The sequence below is a fragment of the Dokdonella sp. GW821-FHT11D02 genome (assembly GCF_058808595.1).
On sequence record NZ_CM179520.1, the window covers coordinates 330,274 to 348,020 of the forward strand.

The 17,747-nt window shown below is 69.3% G+C and carries 15 protein-coding genes; 6 read left to right on the forward strand and 9 right to left on the reverse strand.

The window, feature by feature from the left end:
- The first annotated feature begins 157 nt into the window (after window positions 1–157).
- Together AC3QL3_RS01390 and AC3QL3_RS01395 are read left to right on the forward strand one after the other, a co-directional pair.
- Entirely contained in the window at window positions 158–733 is a 576-nt protein-coding gene (locus AC3QL3_RS01390) for an ECF-type sigma factor (RefSeq protein WP_492896462.1), read from the forward strand.
- A complete protein-coding gene (locus tag AC3QL3_RS01395; protein ID WP_492896463.1) occupies window positions 693–3,644 on the forward strand; it encodes a tetratricopeptide repeat protein in 2,952 nt (983 codons plus the stop codon). Before AC3QL3_RS01390 ends, AC3QL3_RS01395 begins: the two co-directional genes overlap by 41 nt.
- An 85-nt stretch (window positions 3,645–3,729) precedes the next feature.
- On the opposite strand, the gene AC3QL3_RS01400 is transcribed toward AC3QL3_RS01395, so the two are convergent.
- The 6 genes from AC3QL3_RS01400 to AC3QL3_RS01425 all read right to left on the reverse strand — a co-directional run bounded on the left by AC3QL3_RS01400 (window position 3,730) and on the right by AC3QL3_RS01425 (window position 9,149).
- Window positions 3,730–3,951, reverse strand: a complete 222-nt coding sequence (locus tag AC3QL3_RS01400) for a hypothetical protein (RefSeq protein ID WP_492896464.1) — start codon at window positions 3,949–3,951, stop codon at window positions 3,730–3,732.
- Window positions 3,952–4,140: 189 nt separating this feature from the next.
- Window positions 4,141–5,517 carry an ATP-binding protein gene (locus AC3QL3_RS01405; protein WP_492896465.1) on the reverse strand — a complete coding sequence of 459 codons (1,377 nt, stop codon included), beginning with the start codon at window positions 5,515–5,517 and terminating at the stop codon, window positions 4,141–4,143.
- Window positions 5,514–6,176, reverse strand: coding sequence for a response regulator (locus AC3QL3_RS01410; RefSeq protein ID WP_492896466.1), 663 nt, complete (start codon window positions 6,174–6,176; stop codon window positions 5,514–5,516). The genes AC3QL3_RS01405 and AC3QL3_RS01410 overlap by 4 nt, the downstream gene beginning before the upstream one ends.
- A gap of 72 nt (window positions 6,177–6,248) precedes the next feature.
- Window positions 6,249–7,391, reverse strand: coding sequence for an N-acetylglucosamine-6-phosphate deacetylase (nagA, locus tag AC3QL3_RS01415; protein WP_492896467.1), 1,143 nt, complete (start codon window positions 7,389–7,391; stop codon window positions 6,249–6,251).
- Window positions 7,391–8,434 (reverse strand): SIS domain-containing protein, encoded by a 1,044-nt coding sequence (locus tag AC3QL3_RS01420; RefSeq protein WP_492896468.1) that lies wholly within the window; start codon window positions 8,432–8,434, stop codon window positions 7,391–7,393. The genes nagA and AC3QL3_RS01420 overlap by 1 nt, the downstream gene beginning before the upstream one ends.
- A gap of 1 nt (window position 8,435) precedes the next feature.
- Window positions 8,436–9,149, reverse strand: coding sequence for a GntR family transcriptional regulator (locus AC3QL3_RS01425; RefSeq protein WP_492896469.1), 714 nt, complete (start codon window positions 9,147–9,149; stop codon window positions 8,436–8,438).
- Between the two features lie 116 nt (window positions 9,150–9,265).
- Between AC3QL3_RS01425 and AC3QL3_RS01430 the strand changes: the two genes are divergently transcribed.
- Window positions 9,266–10,240 carry a DUF1028 domain-containing protein gene (locus AC3QL3_RS01430; protein ID WP_492896470.1) on the forward strand — a complete coding sequence of 325 codons (975 nt, stop codon included), beginning with the start codon at window positions 9,266–9,268 and terminating at the stop codon, window positions 10,238–10,240.
- 6 nt (window positions 10,241–10,246) lie between these two features.
- Here AC3QL3_RS01430 and AC3QL3_RS01435 read toward each other — a convergent pair whose 3' ends face one another.
- Complete coding sequence (locus AC3QL3_RS01435; RefSeq protein ID WP_492896471.1) at window positions 10,247–11,065, reverse strand: alpha/beta fold hydrolase; 819 nt, start codon at window positions 11,063–11,065, stop codon at window positions 10,247–10,249.
- Between the two features lie 20 nt (window positions 11,066–11,085).
- Window positions 11,086–12,156 carry a LacI family DNA-binding transcriptional regulator gene (locus AC3QL3_RS01440; protein WP_492896472.1) on the reverse strand — a complete coding sequence of 357 codons (1,071 nt, stop codon included), beginning with the start codon at window positions 12,154–12,156 and terminating at the stop codon, window positions 11,086–11,088.
- A 122-nt stretch (window positions 12,157–12,278) separates the two neighbouring features.
- Here AC3QL3_RS01440 and AC3QL3_RS01445 point away from each other — a divergent pair, with 122 nt between their 5' ends.
- Both AC3QL3_RS01445 and AC3QL3_RS01450 read left to right on the forward strand, forming a co-directional pair.
- Window positions 12,279–13,967: a Tle-like phospholipase domain-containing protein gene (locus AC3QL3_RS01445; RefSeq protein WP_492896473.1), complete on the forward strand. Its 1,689-nt coding sequence runs from the start codon at window positions 12,279–12,281 to the stop codon at window positions 13,965–13,967.
- A 203-nt stretch (window positions 13,968–14,170) separates the two neighbouring features.
- Window positions 14,171–14,827 carry an ankyrin repeat domain-containing protein gene (locus tag AC3QL3_RS01450; protein WP_492896474.1) on the forward strand — a complete coding sequence of 219 codons (657 nt, stop codon included), beginning with the start codon at window positions 14,171–14,173 and terminating at the stop codon, window positions 14,825–14,827.
- A gap of 159 nt (window positions 14,828–14,986) precedes the next feature.
- Here the strand turns inward: AC3QL3_RS01450 and AC3QL3_RS01455 are convergent, their stop codons facing one another.
- The gene (locus AC3QL3_RS01455) at window positions 14,987–16,258 is read right to left on the reverse strand and encodes a sugar MFS transporter (RefSeq protein WP_492896475.1); all 1,272 of its coding nucleotides are present in this window, start codon (window positions 16,256–16,258) and stop codon (window positions 14,987–14,989) included.
- 327 nt (window positions 16,259–16,585) lie between these two features.
- On the opposite strand from AC3QL3_RS01455, the gene glk reads away from it, so the two are divergent.
- A complete protein-coding gene (glk, locus tag AC3QL3_RS01460) occupies window positions 16,586–17,740 on the forward strand; it encodes a glucokinase (protein WP_492896476.1) in 1,155 nt (384 codons plus the stop codon).
- The last annotated feature ends 7 nt before the right edge of the window (window positions 17,741–17,747 follow it).

Consider the following 17,747-nt stretch of genomic DNA (forward strand, 5'->3'; position numbering starts at 1 on the left):
GCGTTCGCTTCGAGACTCATCGCGCCGGCGCCGCATGCGACGCCGGTCGCGACGGCCGCCGGCGGCGCTTGTCGCGTCCGCCCGGCGCGCCTATAGTCATTCGTAAGAGATACGATCGCACGCGGCGTCACGGGGCGACATCATGGCCGAATCACCGGTGAGCGAGACCGGTCCCAGGCAGGCCGATCAACTGTTCGCGCTCGTCTACGAAGAGCTGCGCCGCATTGCGCGCAGTCGGCGCCGCCAGGCCGGCAATCCGGCCACGCTCGACACCACCGCGCTGATCAACGAAACCTGGCTCAAGCTCGCCTCCGCGCGTGAAGCGAAGGGCTATTCGCGCACGCATTTCCTGTCGCTGGCCGCGCGCGCGATGCGTCAGGTGCTGGTCGATCACGCGCGCAATCGCGGGCGGCAGAAACGCGGCGGCGACCTCGCGCCGGTCACGCTCGACCTCAACCAATCCGATCCGCACGGCGACCTGTTCGAAGTGCTCGCGCTCGACGCCGCGCTGGCGCGGCTGTCGACGCTGGATGCGAGTTTGGGCCAAGTGGTCGAGTGGCACGTGTTCGGTGGCCTCAGTCTCGACGAGATCGCCGACCTGCAAGGAGTCAACGTGCGCACCGTGTTCCGGCGCTGGCGCGCCGCGCGTGCGTTCCTGATGACGCAATTGGGAATCGCGAACGGGCAGGGCGATGGACAGCGTACGCTGGCAGCGGATAGCGGCGATCTTTGAACGTGCGGTCGAACTGACTCCGGCCGAGCGCAGCGAGCTGCTCGAGCGGGAGTGCGGCGACGACGCCGTGCTGCGCCGCGAAGTGGAACTGTTGCTCGCCGCCGACGCCACCGGCGACACCTTCGATCGCCACGCGCAGAACCTGCGCGGCAAGGCGGCGATCGACTGGGTCGACTGGAATGCCTCGTTCGACGGCCGCTTGATCGGCCCCTGGCGCGTCGTGCGCGAACTCGGCCGCGGCGGCATGGGGCTGGTGTTTCTGGTCGAGCGCGCCGACGGCCAGTTCGAACGCCGCGCCGCGCTCAAGCTGATCAAGCGCGGCATGGACAGCGAAGCGGTGCTCACCCGCTTCCTGCGCGAACGCCAGATCCTGGCGCGGCTCGAACATCGCAACATCGCACGTCTGTTCGACGGCGGCATCGGTGCCGACGGCCAGCCGTACTTCGTCATGGAATACGTCGACGGCGTGCCGATCTCGCAATACTGCAGCGAGCACACGAGCGATCTCACCCAGCGCCTGGGCCTGTTCTTCGGTGTCTGCGCCGCGGTGCAGTTCGCGCACCGGCAGCTGGTCGTGCACAGCGACTTGAAGCCGTCGAACGTGCTGGTCAACGCGCACGGCGACGTCAAGCTGCTCGACTTCGGCATCGCCAAACTGCTCGCCGGCGACGGCGCCGCCGCCACCCAGACGCGCGATCGTCCGCTGACGCCGGCTTACGCCGCGCCCGAGCAGATTCGCGGCGAACCTTTGACCACGGCGGCGGACGTGTACGCGCTCGGCTGCCTGCTGTACGAGCTTTTGACCGGCCAGCGTCCGTTCCGCCTGCACGACGAGCCGAGCTTCGAAGAGCTGCGGCGCATGCTCGATTCGACCGGTCCGGTCGCGCCGAGCCAGCTGCGCCTGGCCGATGCGCCGGTGCCGCCGCAGCGCCTGCGCGGCGATCTCGACACCATTGTGCTGAAGGCGCTCAAACGCGAACCCGATCGCCGCTACGTCACCGTCGACGCGCTGGCCGAGGATCTCAAGCGCTTCCTCGGCGGCCTGCCGATCGCCGCGCATCGCGACAGCCGGCTCTATCGCACGCGCAAATTCGTCGCGCGGCACTGGCTCGCCACCACCATGTCGGCGCTGGCCGTGCTCGCGCTGAGCGCGGCGATCGCGGTGGCCGCTTGGCAGGCGCGCGAGAAAGCGGCCGAGGCGCGCGCGTCGAACGAAGTGGCGGGATTTTTGGTCGGCCTGTTCGCCGCATCCGACCCGACCCACACGCGCGGCGCGATCGTCAGCGCGAAAGATCTGCTCGACCAGGGCGCGACGCAACTCGACCAGCGACGTCTGGCCAATCCGCTGTTGCGCGCGCGCTTCCTGCAGGCGATCGCGACCAGCTACGCGGCCTTGGGCTTGTACGACCGCGCGCTGCCGCTGGCCGAGCAGGCTCTGGCCTTGCGCCGCGAGCGTCTCGCCGCCGACGATCTCGCGGTCGCCGAAAGCCTCGACAGCGTCGGCCAGATCCGCGCCTTCATGACCGACTACGCCGACGCCGAGCCGCTGCTGCGCGAGGCGCTGACGGCACGCCGCGCCAAACTGCCCAAGGATGATCCGGCGGTGATCGAAAGCCTCGGTCACATCGGCAAGCTGCTGCAGGATCGCGGCGAGTTCGAAGCCGCCGATCAACCGTTCCGCGAAGCGCTCGATCGCGCGGAGCGCCGCTACGGCGCCGACGCGGTGGAAACCGCGCAGAGCCTCGACGACTACGCCACCAACTTGCAGAACATGGGCAAGCCGGTCGATGCCGAAGCGATGTTTAGGCGCGCGCTGGGGATCCGCGAGCGCCAGCTCGGCGAGAACAGCCCGGAAGTCGCCGCCTCGCAGCACAACCTCGGCGTCATCCTCACCAACGCCGGCAAGTACGTCGAAGCCGAGGACATGCTGCGGCATGCGCTGACGACGCGGCGGCACGTGTACGGCGAGACGCATCCTCTGGTCGGCTTCAGCGAGATTGAGCTCGCTTTCCTGCTCGAACTGCGCCGCGACCTCACCGCTGCCGAAGCGGCGGCACAACACGCGCTGGCGATCTTTCGCGGCAGCCTCGACGAGGCGCATCGCAGGATCAGCGACGCGTTGAACCTGCTCGCGATCCTGCGCGTGGATCAGCGCGCCTACGACGAAGCGGCGACGCTGTTTCGCGAGGTGGCCGAGCGGCATCGCCGCACTCTCGGCGCCGAGCATCCCGACACGCTGGTCGCCGAAGACAACCTCTCCACCAGCCTCTACTACGCCGGGCGCTTCGCCGAGGCCGAGACATTGCAACGCGAGCTGATGACCAAGTTCCGCGGCGACGCCGGCAGCGGCGCCAACGTGAAGAACCTGCAGCACCTCGCGCGCACCCTGGAGCAGCAAGGCAAGGGCGGCGAGGCGATACCGGTGGCGCGGCGCGCACTAGAACTGCAGCGCGAGCTGAGCGGCGAAAAGTCGCGACCCTACGCCTTGGTGCTGCGCGAACTCGCTCTGGCCGAATTCGCCGGCGGTGAGGAGAAAGCGGCCGAGGCGCACTATCGCGAAAGCGTCGCCTTGGCCGAAGAACTCGCCGTCGCCGGCGGCTTCGGCACCTACGGCTGGAAGATTCCATTCGCCGATTTCTTGGTCGGCGCCGGCCGTTGCGACGAAGCGACGCCGTTGCTGCAAGCGGCCACGCAGGAGCTGGACAAGGCCAGCAACGCCAATCCGATCTGGCGTCCGCAGGCGAATCTGCTGATGGGCATGTGCCTGCAACGCGCGGGCCGCTCGACCGAAGCCAAGCCGCTCATCGCCGCGGCGCGCTCGGGTTTGCGCGCGCTGCCCGCGATCGAACGCGATCTGTATCCGGCGGTGCGCCGCGAATATGCGGTCGCTGGCGCGCCGCAGCGCGACTAGAGGGCGATCGCTCCAAGCACGCGACGCAAGCGTGTCATGCATCCTGGGCCGGCGCGCAGATGCGCGATCGACCCGATCCCGCCCCTCAGTGGACCGTCGGCGGATCCATCGGCTTGGTGCCGCCTTGCGTGCTGCCGCCACCGCCTTCGTCCTTTGGCGGATTGTCTTGGGTCGGCGGCGTCGGATCGGGCGCGGCGCCCTTCTTGTTGCTGCGGCTGCCCGACTGCGCCATCAGCGTAGCGAGCGGCTGCCGGCGCACGGAGCGAGAGTCGGCGTCGTACATCGGTGGGGTCAACGTGGTGTTCATCAGGGAATCCTCTGGAATGTGCGGAACCGCCGGACGCGTCCACCGCGGCCGGGCACTAGGGGGATACGCGAAAAGGCCCTGTGAAGCGACATTGTGGCACTGTAGAAAAATCGCCGCAGCAGGCGCCGCGGTGCCGCGCCGACGTCGACCGCCGCCAGCCGATGCCTGCGACGCGCCAGCCGGCAGCCGTTACTTGGCCGGGAAAACGAGCTCGACGCGCAAGCCGCCGCCGGCCGCCTCCTCGAGCAGCAGCCGCGCCCGATGCAGCTCGGCGATGCGCGCGACGATGGCGAGGCCGAGGCCGCTGCCCTCGCCGGCGCCGCCATCGCCGCGGCGGAAGCGTTCGAGCATGCTCTGGCGGCGCGCCGCGTCGATGCCGGGACCGTGGTCGCGGATGGCGACGCGCACGCCGCCGGCCACGGCACTTGTGGCGATTTCGATGCGGCCGTGCTCGCCGCCGTAGCGCAGCGCATTGTCGAGCAGGTTGCGCAGCAAGCTGCGCAGGCCCGGCTCCCAACCCGCAACGAAACGCGCCGCCGGATCGAGCGCGACGGTGATCTCGCAATCGCGTTCGAGCGCGGCGCTGCCCAGTTCGGCCAATTCCTCCTCGATGCAACGGCCGAGGTCGACGCGTTCGAACGCCGGTGCCTGCGCCGCGTCCCAGCGCGCCAGTTCGAGCATCTGGTCGACCAGGCGGCGCAGCCGTTCCAGCCCGCGCGCGGCGTGTTGCAGCGATACCTCGCGCGCGGCCGGCGTCGCCGCAGCTTGCGCGTTCTCCAGCTGCAACAGCGCGCCGGCCAGCGGCGTGCGCAGTTCGTGCGCGGCGTTGGCGGTGAATTCGCGCTCGCGCTTGAGCTGGGCGCCGGCACGGCCGAACAGGCCGTTCAGCGCGGCGACCAAGGGTTCGATCTCGCGCGGCAAGGCGGAGCCGCCGATCGGCTCGTTGTCGTCCGCGCGCCGCGCGGCGACGCGCTCGGCCAAGACGCGCAGCGGCGTCAGGCCGCGCCGCACCGCCCAACCGACCAGCAGCGCCAGCAGCGGCAGTCCGACCAAGAGCGGCGCGATCGCCTCGACCGCCAGCGCGCGCGCGATCTCGCGCCGGCTGTCGTAGCGCTCGCCGACGCGAATCCAATGCTGGTCTTCGCCGAGCAGGGTGAACACGCGCCAGTGGCGTCCCTTGATCGGAATGTCGGCGAAACCGGCCGGCGCCGCATCCAGCGGAACCTCGGCGAAGTTCTCCGAGTGCAGCAGCGGCTGCTGCTGCGCGCCGCTCCAGTACTGGAAGCCGATCTGCATTTCGTAGGGATGGCCGCGCACGGTCAGCGGCTGGCGGCCGTGCTCGCGCCGCCACGCTTCGATCTGCAGCGGCGCGCTCGCCGCCAGCGCCGGTGCGCCGGCGGAGCCGACCAGGGCGCTGATCGTGCGCGCGTTCTGCGCCAGGCGCGCGTCGCCCAGTTCGTCGATTTCTTCCATCGTGAAGCGGTAGCTCAGCGCGACCAGCGGCAGCAGCACCGCGGCGAGGCAGCCGAGCACCAATGCGCCGATGCGCCGCTTGAGCGAGCTCATGCCGACTCCTTCACCAGCAGATAGCCCAGTCCGCGCACGGTGCGGATCGCGGCGGGCGACAGCTTTCGCCGCAAGGCGTGGATGTGCACTTCGAGCGCATTGCTCTCCACGCCCTCGTCGCCGTAGACCGCGCGTTCGAGCGTCTCGCGCAGCACCACGCGCCCGGCGCGCTCGGCCAGGGTGCGCAGCAGCAGGAACTCGCTGCGCGACAGTTCCAGCACGCGCCCGTCGTAGTGCGCTTCGCGCGTCTGCGGGTCGAGGCGCACTGCGCCGGCTTCGATCAGATCCTGCGCCAGCCCTTGCGCGCGCCGATGCAACGCGCGCAGGCGCGCGGCGAATTCGTCCAGATGGAACGGCTTGACCAGATAGTCGTCGGCACCGGCGTCGAGCCCTTCGATGCGTTGCGCCAGCGCGTCGCGTGCGGTCACGATCAAGACCGGCAGACGCAGCTTGCGTCGGCGCAACGTTTTCAGCACGTCGAGGCCGTCGATCTTCGGCAAGCCGAGATCGAGCACGACCAGATCGAACGTACCGTCGCTCGCCGCCGCCAGCGCGGCTGCACCGTCGCGCACCCATAGGCAGGTGTGCGACCAGCGCATGAGCGCGTCGCGCATGCCGGCGCCGAGCAGTTCGTCATCTTCGACTACGAGTACGTGCATGGACCACGGCCGTGAGAACAGCCGGCAGCGTAGCGATGCCGGCTTAGGCCAAGCTTAAGCGCGTCGCCGCGTTCAGTCCGATGCGACGCCGCCGATCCAGCTGCGCCGCACGCTGAAATCGCGTTCCAGCTCGACCAAGTCCGCACGCAGGCCGGGCGCGATGCGTCCGTGCGACTGCGAAAGGCCGAGGAAGTCGGCCGGATAACTCGCCGCCATGCGCGCCGCCTCGTCGAGTTCGAGCCCGAGCGTGGCGACCGTGTTGCGCACGGCCGCCGCCATGTCGAGAGCGGAACCGGCGAGCACGCCGTCGGCGCTGACGCAGCGGCCGTCGCGGCAGGTGATGGTTTCGCCGGCGAGTACGTAGCGGTCGCTGTGGCCGCCGACCGGCGGCATCGCGTCGGTGACCAGCAGCAGCTTGCCGCGCGGTTTGGCCGCCAGCGCGACGCGCAGCGCGGCCGCGTGCACGTGCTCGCCGTCGACGATGAGGCCGCACCAGCTGGCGCGATCTTCGAGCGCGGCGCCGACCACGCCGGGCGCGCGTCCTTGCAGCGGCGACATCGCGTTGTACAAATGGGTGAAGCCGCGCGCGCCGGCGTCGAGCGCCGCGCGCGCCTGCTCGTAGCTGGCCGCGCTGTGGCCGATGCAGACGAGGATGCCGCGCGCGGCCAGTTCGCGCACGCGTTCGAGCGCGACGCGTTCGGGGGCCAGGGTCAGCACGGTGACGCCGTTACGCAGCGAGCCGACCAATTCGATCTCGTGCGCGTCGGGCACGCGGAATTTGGCCGCATCGTGCGCGCCGCGGCGCTCCGGCGCGATGTAGGGTCCTTCCAGATGGATGCCGAGCACGCCGGGCACGCCGTCGGCGATCGCCGCGTCGACCGCCGCGATCGCGGCGCGCATGACCTCGACGTCGTCGCTGATCAAGGTCGGCAAAAAGCCGGTGGTGCCGTAGCGCCGATGCGCGGCGCCGATGCGGCGGATCGTCTCCACCGTCGGCGCGTCGTTGAACAGCACGTCGCCGCCGCCGTTGACCTGCACGTCGATGAAGCCGGGCAAGAGCACGTGGCCGCCGAGGTCGTAGCGGTCGGCGTCGCGTACGCGCGCGTCGCCGGCGTCGAGCAGGGCTTCGATGCGGCCATCTTCGAGCAGCACGGCGAGATCGTCGCGGAAGCCGTCCGCCGTCAGCACGCGGCCGTTGAGCAGGGCGGTCGTCATCAAACCGTCTCGGTGACCTTGTTCAGATGCGGCGGCGTATCCGGATCGCGCCCGCGCCGCAGCGCGAGCGCGTTGGCGGCGGCGTAGAAGCGATGCACGGCGACCAGCGGCGCGCAGACCGGATCGAGCGGTGCCGGCAGCGGCAAGGTATGACCGTAGTCGCTGCCGGCAACCCACACGCGCGCGCCGCGCGCACGAAACTTGGCCGCGACTTCGAGCGTACCCTCGCGACTGTCGTCGTCTTGCGTGAAGAACAGCACCGGAAAATCGCGCTCGACCAGGGCCATCGGCCCGTGCTGCACCTCGGCCGCGCTGAACGCTTCGGCGTGCAGACCGCAGGTTTCCTTCAATTTGAGCGCGGCTTCTTGTGCCGCGGCGAGGCCGAGGCCGCGGCCGACCACGAACAGATGCTGCGCTGAGACCAGTCCGTCGACCAGCGCCGACCAGTCGCTCGACCAGGCCGCATCGAGCGCCGCCGGCACGCCGGCGAGCGCGGTGCGCAGCGCTGCGTCCTGCTTCCATTCCGCCACCAGGTGCAGGAGCGCGGAGAGCGAACACAGAAAACTCTTGGTCGCCGCGACGCTGCGTTCGGGCCCGGCGCGCAGCGGCAGCGGGAAATCCGCCAGCTCCGCCAGCGGCGAATCCTCCACGTTGACCAGCGCCACCACGCGCGCGCCGGCGCGCTTGGCCGCTTCGGCCTGCTTGAGCAGATCCGGGCTGCGGCCCGATTGCGAGATCGCCAGGAACAGCGCGCCTTCGAGGTCTTGCGGCGCGGCGTAGATCGACTGCACCGACGGCGCGGCTGAGGTGGTGGTCACGCCGAGGCGCGTCTCGAACAAGTACTTCGCGTAGGTCGCCGCATTGTCCGAGCTGCCGCGCGCGCCGGTCGCGATCAGGCGCGGCGGCTCGGCGCGCAGTGCGGCGGCGAGGCTGCGCACCAGGCTCGCATTCGCTTCGAGTTGATGCGCGATGACGGCGCCGCTCTCGCGTGCCTCCTGGTACATGCGTGTCGTTTCCGGCGCGCGTGGGGCGGCGAGGGTCATGTCAGTCGCTCTTCAGTTCGGCGACGAAGTCGTAAGCATCGCCGCGATAGTGGGAATGGGTGAGTTCGACCACGCGGCCGTCGGCGAGAAAGCCGCGCCGCTCGATCAGAAGACCGGCGCTGCCGGTTTTCACGCGCAGCAGGCGCGCCGCTTCGTCGTCGAAGGCGACCGCGCGCAGCCGTTGCAAAGCGCGGCGCGGGCGCAGGCCGCGGCGATCGAGCGCCGCGTACAACGAATCGCCGACCTCGCGCGCGTTCGGCAAGGCGAACGCGGGCAAGACGCTGCGTTCGAGCGCGAGCGGCTGGTCGCCGCCGAAGCGCAGGCGGCGCAAGCGGATCACGCGCGTGCCCGGCGCCAGGTTCAGCGCCATCGCCTCGTCCGGCGTGGCCGCGCCGGCTTCGCTCGCCAGCGTCTCGCTGCGCGCGGCGATGCCGCGTGCGCGCAGTTCCTCGGAAAAGCTGGCCAGATGCGAGAACGGCCGCACGATGCGCGCGCCGACGAAGGTGCCCGAGCCGTGCCGCTGCACCAACAGCCCGTCGGCGACCAGGCCGGCGATCGCCTTGCGCACGGTGACGCGCGACACGCCGTGGCGCTCGGCCAGTTCGCGCTCGCCCGGCAGCGGTTGCCCCGGCACCAGCGCGCCCTGCTCGATCTGGCGTTGCAGCGCGCCGCGCAGATCGAGATAGGCGAGCGGACGGGTGGCGGCGGCGGTCATGCGGCGACTATACCACTTCAATACCAGTTTGTTCCGGCGCGCGCGCAACCTTTCGCCGAAGCGCTGCATCCAAGCGCAGCGGCGCGACCGTCCGTTTTCTTCTGGGAGTTTTTTCGATGCGTGCGAAATCGAGCCGGCGGCGTGCGGCTTTGCTCGGCCTGGCGCTGGCCTCGCTACTCGCCGCGATGCCGGCGGCGGCGACGTATTCGATCGTGGCTTGCGACCGCGACGGCAATTGCGGCGCGGCGGTGGCGACCAACAATCTCGCAGTCGGCGCCAGCGTGATCTACGCGCAGGCGCGCGTCGGCGCGTTGGCGACGCAGTTTGAAACCAATCCGAACTACGGCGCGAAAGGACTCGGCCTGCTCGCCGCCGGCACGGCGCCCGAAGCGGTGATCCAGCGGCTGCTCGACGGCGACGGCGGATTCGACGGCGGCACGATCGAAGAGCGTCAGCTCGGTCTGGTCGACGCCAAGGGCCGCTCGGCCGCGTACACCGGCGCTGCCGCGCAGCGCGCGAACTGGGCCGGTGCCGAGCACGGCGAGGGCTATTCCGCGCAAGGCAACGGGCTCGCCGGCGCGCAGGTGGTCGGCGCGATGCGCGAGACCTTCGGCCGCACGCAAGGAACGCTGGCGCAGCGCTTGTTGACCGCGTTGGAAGCGGGCGAGCGCGCCGGCGGGCAGAGCATCGGGCGCATGTCGGCGGCCTTGCTGGTGCGCACGCCCGAGGGCGCCTGGCAGGACGTCGACCTGCGTGTCGACGGCGCCGCCGAACCGATCCGCGATCTGCGCCGACTGTTCGATCAGCGCAGCGCGCACGATGCGATGCTGCGCGCCGAGCGGTTCGCGAAGAAAGGTGCGCGGCCCGAAGCGGACGCGGCGATTTCCGAAGCGCTGCGCTTGAGCCACGGCTGGGATCGGATCTGGCGGCGCGCGGCGCGATTGGCGATGACGCTCGGCGAGCGCGAACGCGCGCTCGACTGTCTCGGCGTGTTCGTCTCGATCAATCCGGCTTGGGCGCGCGAAGAAATGCGCGACGCGCTGTATCAGCCCTTGCGCGAGAACGCGCAGTTCGCGGCTTGGAATCGCTGATCGCGCTCAGGCCGCAACCGCTGTCGCCAGCCACGGCGCGACCAGGCGGAGCACAAGCTCGGCGTCCTCGCGATGCGGGACGTGACCGCAATCGGGCAAGAGTTGCATCGTCGAGCGACCGCGGACGCCGTCGGCGATGCGCTGCGGATGCCGCGCCGAACCGTATTCGTCGTGGCCGCCGTGCAAGACCAGGGTGGGGCAGGTCACCGCGTGCAAGTCTTCATCGAGATTCCAAGCGGCGAAATCCGCGGCCAGCCAGGTGTCGATCCACGCGCTGAGCACCCATGCCGCTTTGTCGCCGTGATATTTGCGCAGTCGTTCGATCTGGCCGGCGTGCGCGAACGAGTGTTGCGCCGCGCGGATGCCGGCGAGCGTGCGGTCTTCGACGAAGGCTTGCGCCGATTCGGTGATCAGCGCGCGGCACGCATTCGGATACGCGGCCGCGGCTCCGACCGCCATGCCGCCGCCGACGCTGTGGCCGAACGCGACGAAGGCGTCGAGCTGCAGCGTCTCGACTACGCGGCGGAAGTCGGTGCGCGCTTCGGCGTGAATGAAATCGCGCTTCAATCGATCGGGATGCGCATCGGAGCGGCCGAAACCGAGGCGGTCGTAGGCGATCACGCGAGCGCCGCAGGCGAGTGCGAGGCGCGCGGGAAAATCGCGCCAGAGTTCGCTGCAACCGAGCGAATCGTGCAAGAGAACGATCGGCGGCCGCGTCGCGTGCTCGCCCGCGGGAGTCCAGCACCGCGCGAACAGGCGGCCGCCATTGCCCTCGATCGAGACATTGCCGTCGATCCAGACATCGTGCGACTCGACCGACGGCATGGAGTTGCGAGCGTGCTGTATCAGGTCGACGCGGCGGTGCGCACGCGCGCGGTCGAATCGCGAATGACCAGTTGCGGGCTGAAGCCGCGATTGGCCGGCGGCGCTGCCGCGGCCGACGGCTTCAGTTCCGCGATCAGGCGCAGCGCGGCGTGGCGCGCGATGTCTTCGGTGGCCTGTTTGGCGGTGGTCAGCGCCGGCCAGCTTTGCTTGGAGAACGGGCTGTCCTCGAAGCCGGCGATCGACAACTCGTAGGGCACGTCGATGCCGTTCGCCTTGGCCGCGGCGAGCACGCCGGCGGCGATTTCGTCGTTGGAGCCGAAGATCGCGGTCGGGCGGTCGCGCAGCGCGAACAGCCGGCGCGCGCCGCGGAAACCGTCTTCGAAGGAATAGTCGCCGGGAATCACCAGCTTCTTGTCGAGCGGAATGTCGTAGGCCTTCAGCGCGGCCTCGTAGCCCTTGAAGCGCTCGGGGCTGGAGCGGTGTTCGACGCCGCCCCAGAGAAAGCCGATGCGCTGATGGCCGAGCTGGATCAGATGCTCGGTGATGTCGTAGGCGGCGTCGCGATCGTCGACGTAGACGCAAGGGTAGCCGTCGTTCGGATCTTCGGCCGCGGAGAGGATGCGCACCAGGCGAACGTCGTTCTCGGCCAGAAGACGAATCAGGTCCATCCGCTCGGACATCGGCGGCGCCAGCACCAGACCGGCCAGGCGCGCGCGGCGCACCAGGTCGAGCAACTCGTCGGCGAGGTCGGGCACGCGCGAGTCGCAGGGATGGATCTGCAGGCCGAAACCCTGCTCGCGACAGGCCGACAGCACGCCGTTCTGCACGCTGATGACGTAGTAAGGGTTGGGGTTGTCGTAGACCAGGCCTAGCGCGTAGGAGGTCGCGCTGCGCAGGCTGCGCGCGGACTGGTCCGGCTCGTAGTCGAGTTCGTCGATCGCGCGCTGCACGCGCTCGCGCGTGGCCTCGCGCACCGACAGCTCGTTGTTGATGACGCGCGAGACGGTTTTGAGCGACACCTTCGCGCGGCGCGCGACGTCCTTGATCGTGGGTCGGTTCACCGCGGTCCGCCTTGCACTGGTTGCGGCCATCCTAGCGGCCGCGCCCGGATCGTGAAACCGGTCACGTGCCGTCGCATAGGGTTTTTCCTAGCTAGGCCGCGGCCGTTTGGCCTGCGAAGCTGAAAGCATCGTCCGCAAGCTCGGGTGGTGCCATGTCCGCGATCAACGCCTACGACTCCACCTCCCGGCTGTCTTCGCTGCCGCCGCCCGATCCGCCGCGCTCCCAGCTGCAACCGCAATCGCAGCAGCCCGCGCCGGTCGGCGACGGCCGCTTCAGCGCCCAAGTCGGCGGCAAGGCGCCGCAGCAGCAGACCGATCTGCAGCTGGCGCAGATGGCGAACGACTCCTACACCCTGCCCAACGGCACCACGCACGCGACCGGCACGCAGTCGGAAGCGGAACTGAAGGCGGCCGGCTGGACGCGCCTGCAGCCGGCGCCGGGCGAGAATCCCGATCACCTGGTCGACGGCAACGGCAACCGCGTCAACATCGATCCGGCCGCGCTGGAAGATCCTTCGACCGGCTTCCGCGCCGCGATCTACCAGAACCAGCAGGGCCAGTACGTCGTCGCCTACGCCGGCACTGATCCGTCGCAGCTGCCCGACATCGGCGCCGATGCGACCCAGGCATTTGGTCTGGAGACCAAGCAGTACAACCAGGCGATCAGTCTGGCCAAGAAGGCCGAAGTCGCGTTCGGCGACGGCAACGTCGTGTTCACCGGCCACTCGCTCGGCGGCGGTCTCGCTTCCGCCGGCGCGCTCGCCACCGACGCTAGCGCGGTCACCTTCAACGCGGCCGGCCTCAGCAACGAAACGCTGCGTGGCCTCGGCTTCAATCCGAACGCGGTGCGCGACCAGGTCGCCGACAGCGGCCAGGTGCGCCGTTACACGGTCAATTCCGATCCGCTGACTCTGGCGCAGCAGGACATCCCGGCGATCCCGATTCCGTTCACGCCGCTGACCATCTCGCCGCCGAACGCGGTCGGTCACGAGCTGCGCATCGCGCTGCCGGAAGGCACCAAGCCGATCATCGGCGCGCACGGCGGCAGCGGCGACGGCACCTCCTACGTCGAAGCGCTGCGTACGCGCACGCCTTACGACGCGACCAATCCGGGCCTCTTGTCCAACACCGTACAGAACGTCAGCGAGTTCGAGTTCAACACGATCGGCAGCCTGATCGGCGGCGTCAAGAACGTCGTCACTGACGGCATCGACGTGGTCAAGAACACCGCCGGCGATATCCGCGGCGTGGTGCAGAACGAGTTCGCCAACGGCAAGTTCATCGAAGGCACCGCCAGCATCGCCGGCGACGTGGTCGACGGCGGCTTGGATCTGGCCGGCAAGGTCGTCGCCGACGGCGTATCGACGGTCGGCAAGGTCGCGCAGAACGTGACCGACACCGCCGGGCAGTTCGTGCGCGACGTCGGCAAGTCGGTCGGACTCGAAAAGCCGGCCAATTTCGTCGCCGGCCTGATCGAAGGCGGCGGCAACCTGCTCAGCAAGGGCACCGACGCGCTTGGCAAGGGCGTGTCCTGGCTCACCGACAAGGTCGGCGACGGCCTCGAATGGGGTCTCGACAAAGCCGGCGACGGCCTGCAGTGGGCCGGCGAGAAGACCGTCGAAGGCGCCAAGTGGCTGGGCGAGAAGACGGTCGAGGGCGCCAAGTGGGTCGGCGAGAAGACCGTCGAGGGCGCCAAGTGGGTGGGCGAGAAGACGGTCGAAGGCGCCAAGTGGGTCGGCGACAAGGCGGTCGACGGCGCCAAGTGGGTCGGCAATACGGTTTCCGACGGCGCCAAATGGGTCGGCGAGAAGGCGAGCAAGCTGCTGCCCTGGAACTGGTAAGTTCGCGCCATCGGTCTGATCGGGCACATCGGTTTCGTTATGCTCGCAGCCTCGCGCCGCGGCGCTTCGTTACGCCTTGATTCGGATCGATGACCCTGCGCCTCGCTTCCCTCGGGTTTTCGCGCGCGACTCGCTTCGCGCGTTGGGCCTGCCTTATGCTCCTCGTCTGCGGCGCCGCCTGCGGCCAATCGGGATCTCGTTCGATGACCACTCAACAGACTTTCACCGAGCCTGCGGCGGCGGCGCTGGCCGACGCGGTCAAGGCCGGCGACGAGCTGCGCATTCGCAAGCTGGTCGCCGACGGCGCCAATCCGAATGCGCAGGGCGCGCGCGGCCTGCCGCTGCTGCAATGGGCGATGTTGAACCAGAGCCGGCGCGGTTTCGAAGCGCTGCTCGCGGCGGGCGCCGATCCGACCCGCGGTGACGCCGGCGGCACCACCGCCGTGCATCTGGCGGCGCAGGCGGACACGCCGTATTGGCTGGAAACGCTGCTCGGACGCGGCGTCAGCCCGGATACGCCCAATACGATCACGCAGGCGACGCCGCTGATGGCCGCGCTGATGGCCGAGCGCGCCGAGAATGCCGATCGCCTGCTGCGTGCCGGCGCCAAGCTCGACCTCACCGATCGCCAGGGCGACACCGCGCTGCACGTCGCCGCGCAGATCAACGAATCGGGCCGCGTGCTGCAGTTGCTCGAGGCCGGCGCGAATCCGACCTTGAAGAACGTGCAGGGCGTGACCTTTCAGCGCTACCTGTTCATGACCAAGGACGCCGTGCTCGCCGCCGACGTGCGCCGCCAGCGCGATGCGGTGAAGACCTGGCTGCAGCAGCACGGCGTCGCGCTCGAAGGCGCGCACTGAGAGAGTTCACCTCTCCCGCGAGCGGGAGAGGTCGTCGCGCTTCGCGCGACGGCTGAGAGAATCCTCGCAACGTTCCACAAAGCTTCGCATCAGCCTTCCGCTCGAAGGCCGATGTCGTTCCCGCGCGCGGTGGAGACGTGTATCCCGTGCGTATCCGCTCTAGCGATGTCCGGCGCGATACCCGCGCAGCGCGTAGTACAGGATGTACAAGTAGCTCGGCAGCATGATCGCGATGAACACGAGCTGGAAATCGTGCTTCTCGCGCAGCAAGGCGAACAGCTGCGGCACCAAGGCGCCGCCGGCGATGCCCATGATCAACAGCGCCGAGCCGGTTTCGGTGAGCCGGCCCAGGCCCGCGATCGCGAGCGGAAAAATCGCCGGCCACATCATCGCGTTGGCGAAGCCGAGCGCGGCGACGAAACCGACCGAGACATAGCCCTTGCTGAAGAACGCGCCGAGCGAGAACAGCGCGCCGAGCACGGCCGACAAGGCCAGATAACGCGCCTGCGAGACGAAGCGCGGAATCGCGACCAGGCCGGCCAGATAGCCGGCCAGCATCGCCGCCAGGGTGAACGAGGTGAAGAACTTGGTTTCGTCCGCCGGCAGACCGAAGCTGCGGCCGTAGGTGCCGATCGCATCGCCGGCCATGACCTCGACGCCGACGTAGAGGAACAGGCACAGCACGCCGAGCCACAGGTGCGGATAGGCCGATAGGCCCTTAGTGTCGGCGCCGCCGTCCTCGCGTGCGCGGTTGACCTCGGACGCGCGGATCTCGGGCAGCGGCGAACGCACGATCCACAGTCCGAGTACAGCCAGCACGACCGCCATCGCGACGTAGGGCAGGTGGATGCGCGCGGCGAACGCATCGAGCAAGGCGGCCTTGGCGGTGGCGTCGGCGGTTTGCATCTGCGTCTTCAGATCGCCCAGGCCATGCAATACCAGCGCGCCGAGCACGACCGGCGCGAGGATGCCGGCGACCTTGTTGCAGATACCCATGAAGGCGATGCGCTGCGCCGCGCTGTCGATCGGACCGAGAATGCTGATGTAGGGATTGGCCGCGGTCTGCAGCAGAGCGACGCCGGCACCCATCACGAACAGGCCAAGCAGCGCGCCCGGATACCAGCGCTGCACGGCGAATTCGCCGAACGCGAGCGCGCCGGCCGCCATCACCAGCAGGCCGATCGCCATGCCTTTCTTCATGCCGGTGCGGCGCAGCAGCCACGAAGCCGGCAGAGCGAAGAAGAAGTAGGACAGGTAGAACACCATCAGCACCAGAAACGCGTTGACGGTGTTCAAGTCGAAGGCGAGCTCGACGAACTGGATCAGCGGACCGTTGAGCCAGGTCACGAAGCCGAAGATGAAGAACAGAAGGCCGATCACCAGCATCGGCGTGAGCGTGTCGCGCGGCTTCGAAAGAGCGGCGGCTGTCATTGTGCGGTTCTCCCCGTCGAGCTCCGTCGCGGCCGCCGTGCGGAGGCGCTTTCGGCCGCGGCGGAGACAGCGATGTATCAACGTTGTCATCGCGGCGTCCGATCGCCGCGTCGGCTGAAAAATCCGGCGCCTCTCCCTGGCAGGAAACCTCCGGCAGGCGCGCTCGTCCATATCCCGCGGGCGCGTCGACCAGCCCGGAACTTACCAGGTTTCCCATTTTGGTCATTTTGCAGTGCAAGATTGACAACGTTGTCATCGCATTCGAGACTGCCCTCCGCACGATCGCCGACGGGGCGGTGCGGCGAAGCGCGACGGAGAGGGAGACGGGTGAGCGGCGAACTCGGACAGCGGGTCCTTGCGCAGTCGGCGCGGTTGATCGCGGCGGACGTCGGCGGCACGCATGCGCGCCTCGCCCTGATCGATGCCGGTGCCGGCGGCGCATTCGCGATGCCGCACTACGAGAAGTACGCCTGCGGCGACTTCCCCAGCCTCGCTGCGATCATCGCGCGCTTCCGCGACACCCACGTGCATGCGCCGATCGAGCGCGTCGCGCTGGCGATCGCCGGTTACATCATCGACGACGCGGTGGTGAATCTGAGCCTGCCGTGGCGCGTGTCGATTTCCGCGCTGCGCGACGAGCTGGGCTTGGAAGAGCTCGCCATCGTCAACGATTTCGAGGCCGCCGCGCATGCGCTCGGCCATCTCGATACGAGCGAAACCAGCCTGCTCAGCGGGCCGCCGCAAGATGCGGCCGGACCGGTTCTCTTGGTCGGGCCCGGCACCGGACTCGGCGCCGCGGTACGCATCGCCCACCCTCGCCAAGGCCGCCCGCACGACGTGCTGGTGCTGGCGACCGAAGCCGGGCAGGCCACCTTGGCGCCCGACAGCGAACTCGAATTCGCGTTGCTGCAAGAGCTGCGCCGGCGCGGCGCGCGCGTGCTGATCGAAGACGTGATGTCGGGCACCGGCCTTGCGAATCTGCACGCCGCCGTGCGCGCGTTGCGCGGCGCCGAAGCGAATGCGTGGACGCCGGCGCAGATCACCGCGGCGGCGCTCGCGCGCAGCGATGCGCACGCGGTCGAAGCGGTCGAGGTGTTCTGCGGCTGGTTCGGCAGCGTGCTCGGCGATCTCGCCTTGCTGTACGGCGCCAGCGGCGGGGTCTACCTCGCCGGCGGCGTACTGCCGCAAATGAAACCGCTGCTGCTGCAAAGCCGCTTCGTTGAGCGCTTCCTCGACAAGGGCGTGATGCGCGAAGTGCTCGCGCGCACGCCGGTGCGGCTGGTCGAACACGCGCGCCTCGGCGTCATCGGCGCGGCCAGCTGGTTCTTCCAGCGCGGCGGCGGCGACTCCGAACACACCGATTGGAATACACGTCGCGCGAGCGACGCGGACAGGCCCGCGGGGACCGCGGCGCTTTCGAGCAAGGACCGGCAAGAACCGGCGAGCGGCGTGCAGCGAACGCGCCAGCAGACCACGACCTGAGGGGAAC

What these genes read in the sequence shown, in the direction of transcription:
- AC3QL3_RS01400 (WP_492896464.1), bottom strand. Translation starts at nt 3,951, where the DNA reads ATGAACACCACGTTGACCCCACCGATGTACGACGCCGACTCTCGCTCC.
- AC3QL3_RS01420 (WP_492896468.1), bottom strand. Translation starts at nt 8,434, where the DNA reads ATGACCCTCGCCGCCCCACGCGCGCCGGAAACGACACGCATGTACCAG.
- AC3QL3_RS01440 (WP_492896472.1), bottom strand. Translation starts at nt 12,156, where the DNA reads ATGGCCGCAACCAGTGCAAGGCGGACCGCGGTGAACCGACCCACGATC.
- AC3QL3_RS01430 (WP_492896470.1), top strand. Translation starts at nt 9,266, where the DNA reads ATGCGTGCGAAATCGAGCCGGCGGCGTGCGGCTTTGCTCGGCCTGGCG.
- AC3QL3_RS01405 (WP_492896465.1), bottom strand. Translation starts at nt 5,517, where the DNA reads ATGAGCTCGCTCAAGCGGCGCATCGGCGCATTGGTGCTCGGCTGCCTC.
- AC3QL3_RS01425 (WP_492896469.1), bottom strand. Translation starts at nt 9,149, where the DNA reads ATGACCGCCGCCGCCACCCGTCCGCTCGCCTATCTCGATCTGCGCGGC.
- AC3QL3_RS01450 (WP_492896474.1), top strand. Translation starts at nt 14,171, where the DNA reads ATGACCACTCAACAGACTTTCACCGAGCCTGCGGCGGCGGCGCTGGCC.
- AC3QL3_RS01435 (WP_492896471.1), bottom strand. Translation starts at nt 11,065, where the DNA reads ATGCCGTCGGTCGAGTCGCACGATGTCTGGATCGACGGCAATGTCTCG.
- nagA (WP_492896467.1), bottom strand. Translation starts at nt 7,391, where the DNA reads ATGACGACCGCCCTGCTCAACGGCCGCGTGCTGACGGCGGACGGCTTC.
- AC3QL3_RS01395 (WP_492896463.1), top strand. Translation starts at nt 693, where the DNA reads ATGGACAGCGTACGCTGGCAGCGGATAGCGGCGATCTTTGAACGTGCG.
- AC3QL3_RS01410 (WP_492896466.1), bottom strand. Translation starts at nt 6,176, where the DNA reads ATGCACGTACTCGTAGTCGAAGATGACGAACTGCTCGGCGCCGGCATG.
- AC3QL3_RS01455 (WP_492896475.1), bottom strand. Translation starts at nt 16,258, where the DNA reads ATGACAGCCGCCGCTCTTTCGAAGCCGCGCGACACGCTCACGCCGATG.
- AC3QL3_RS01445 (WP_492896473.1), top strand. Translation starts at nt 12,279, where the DNA reads ATGTCCGCGATCAACGCCTACGACTCCACCTCCCGGCTGTCTTCGCTG.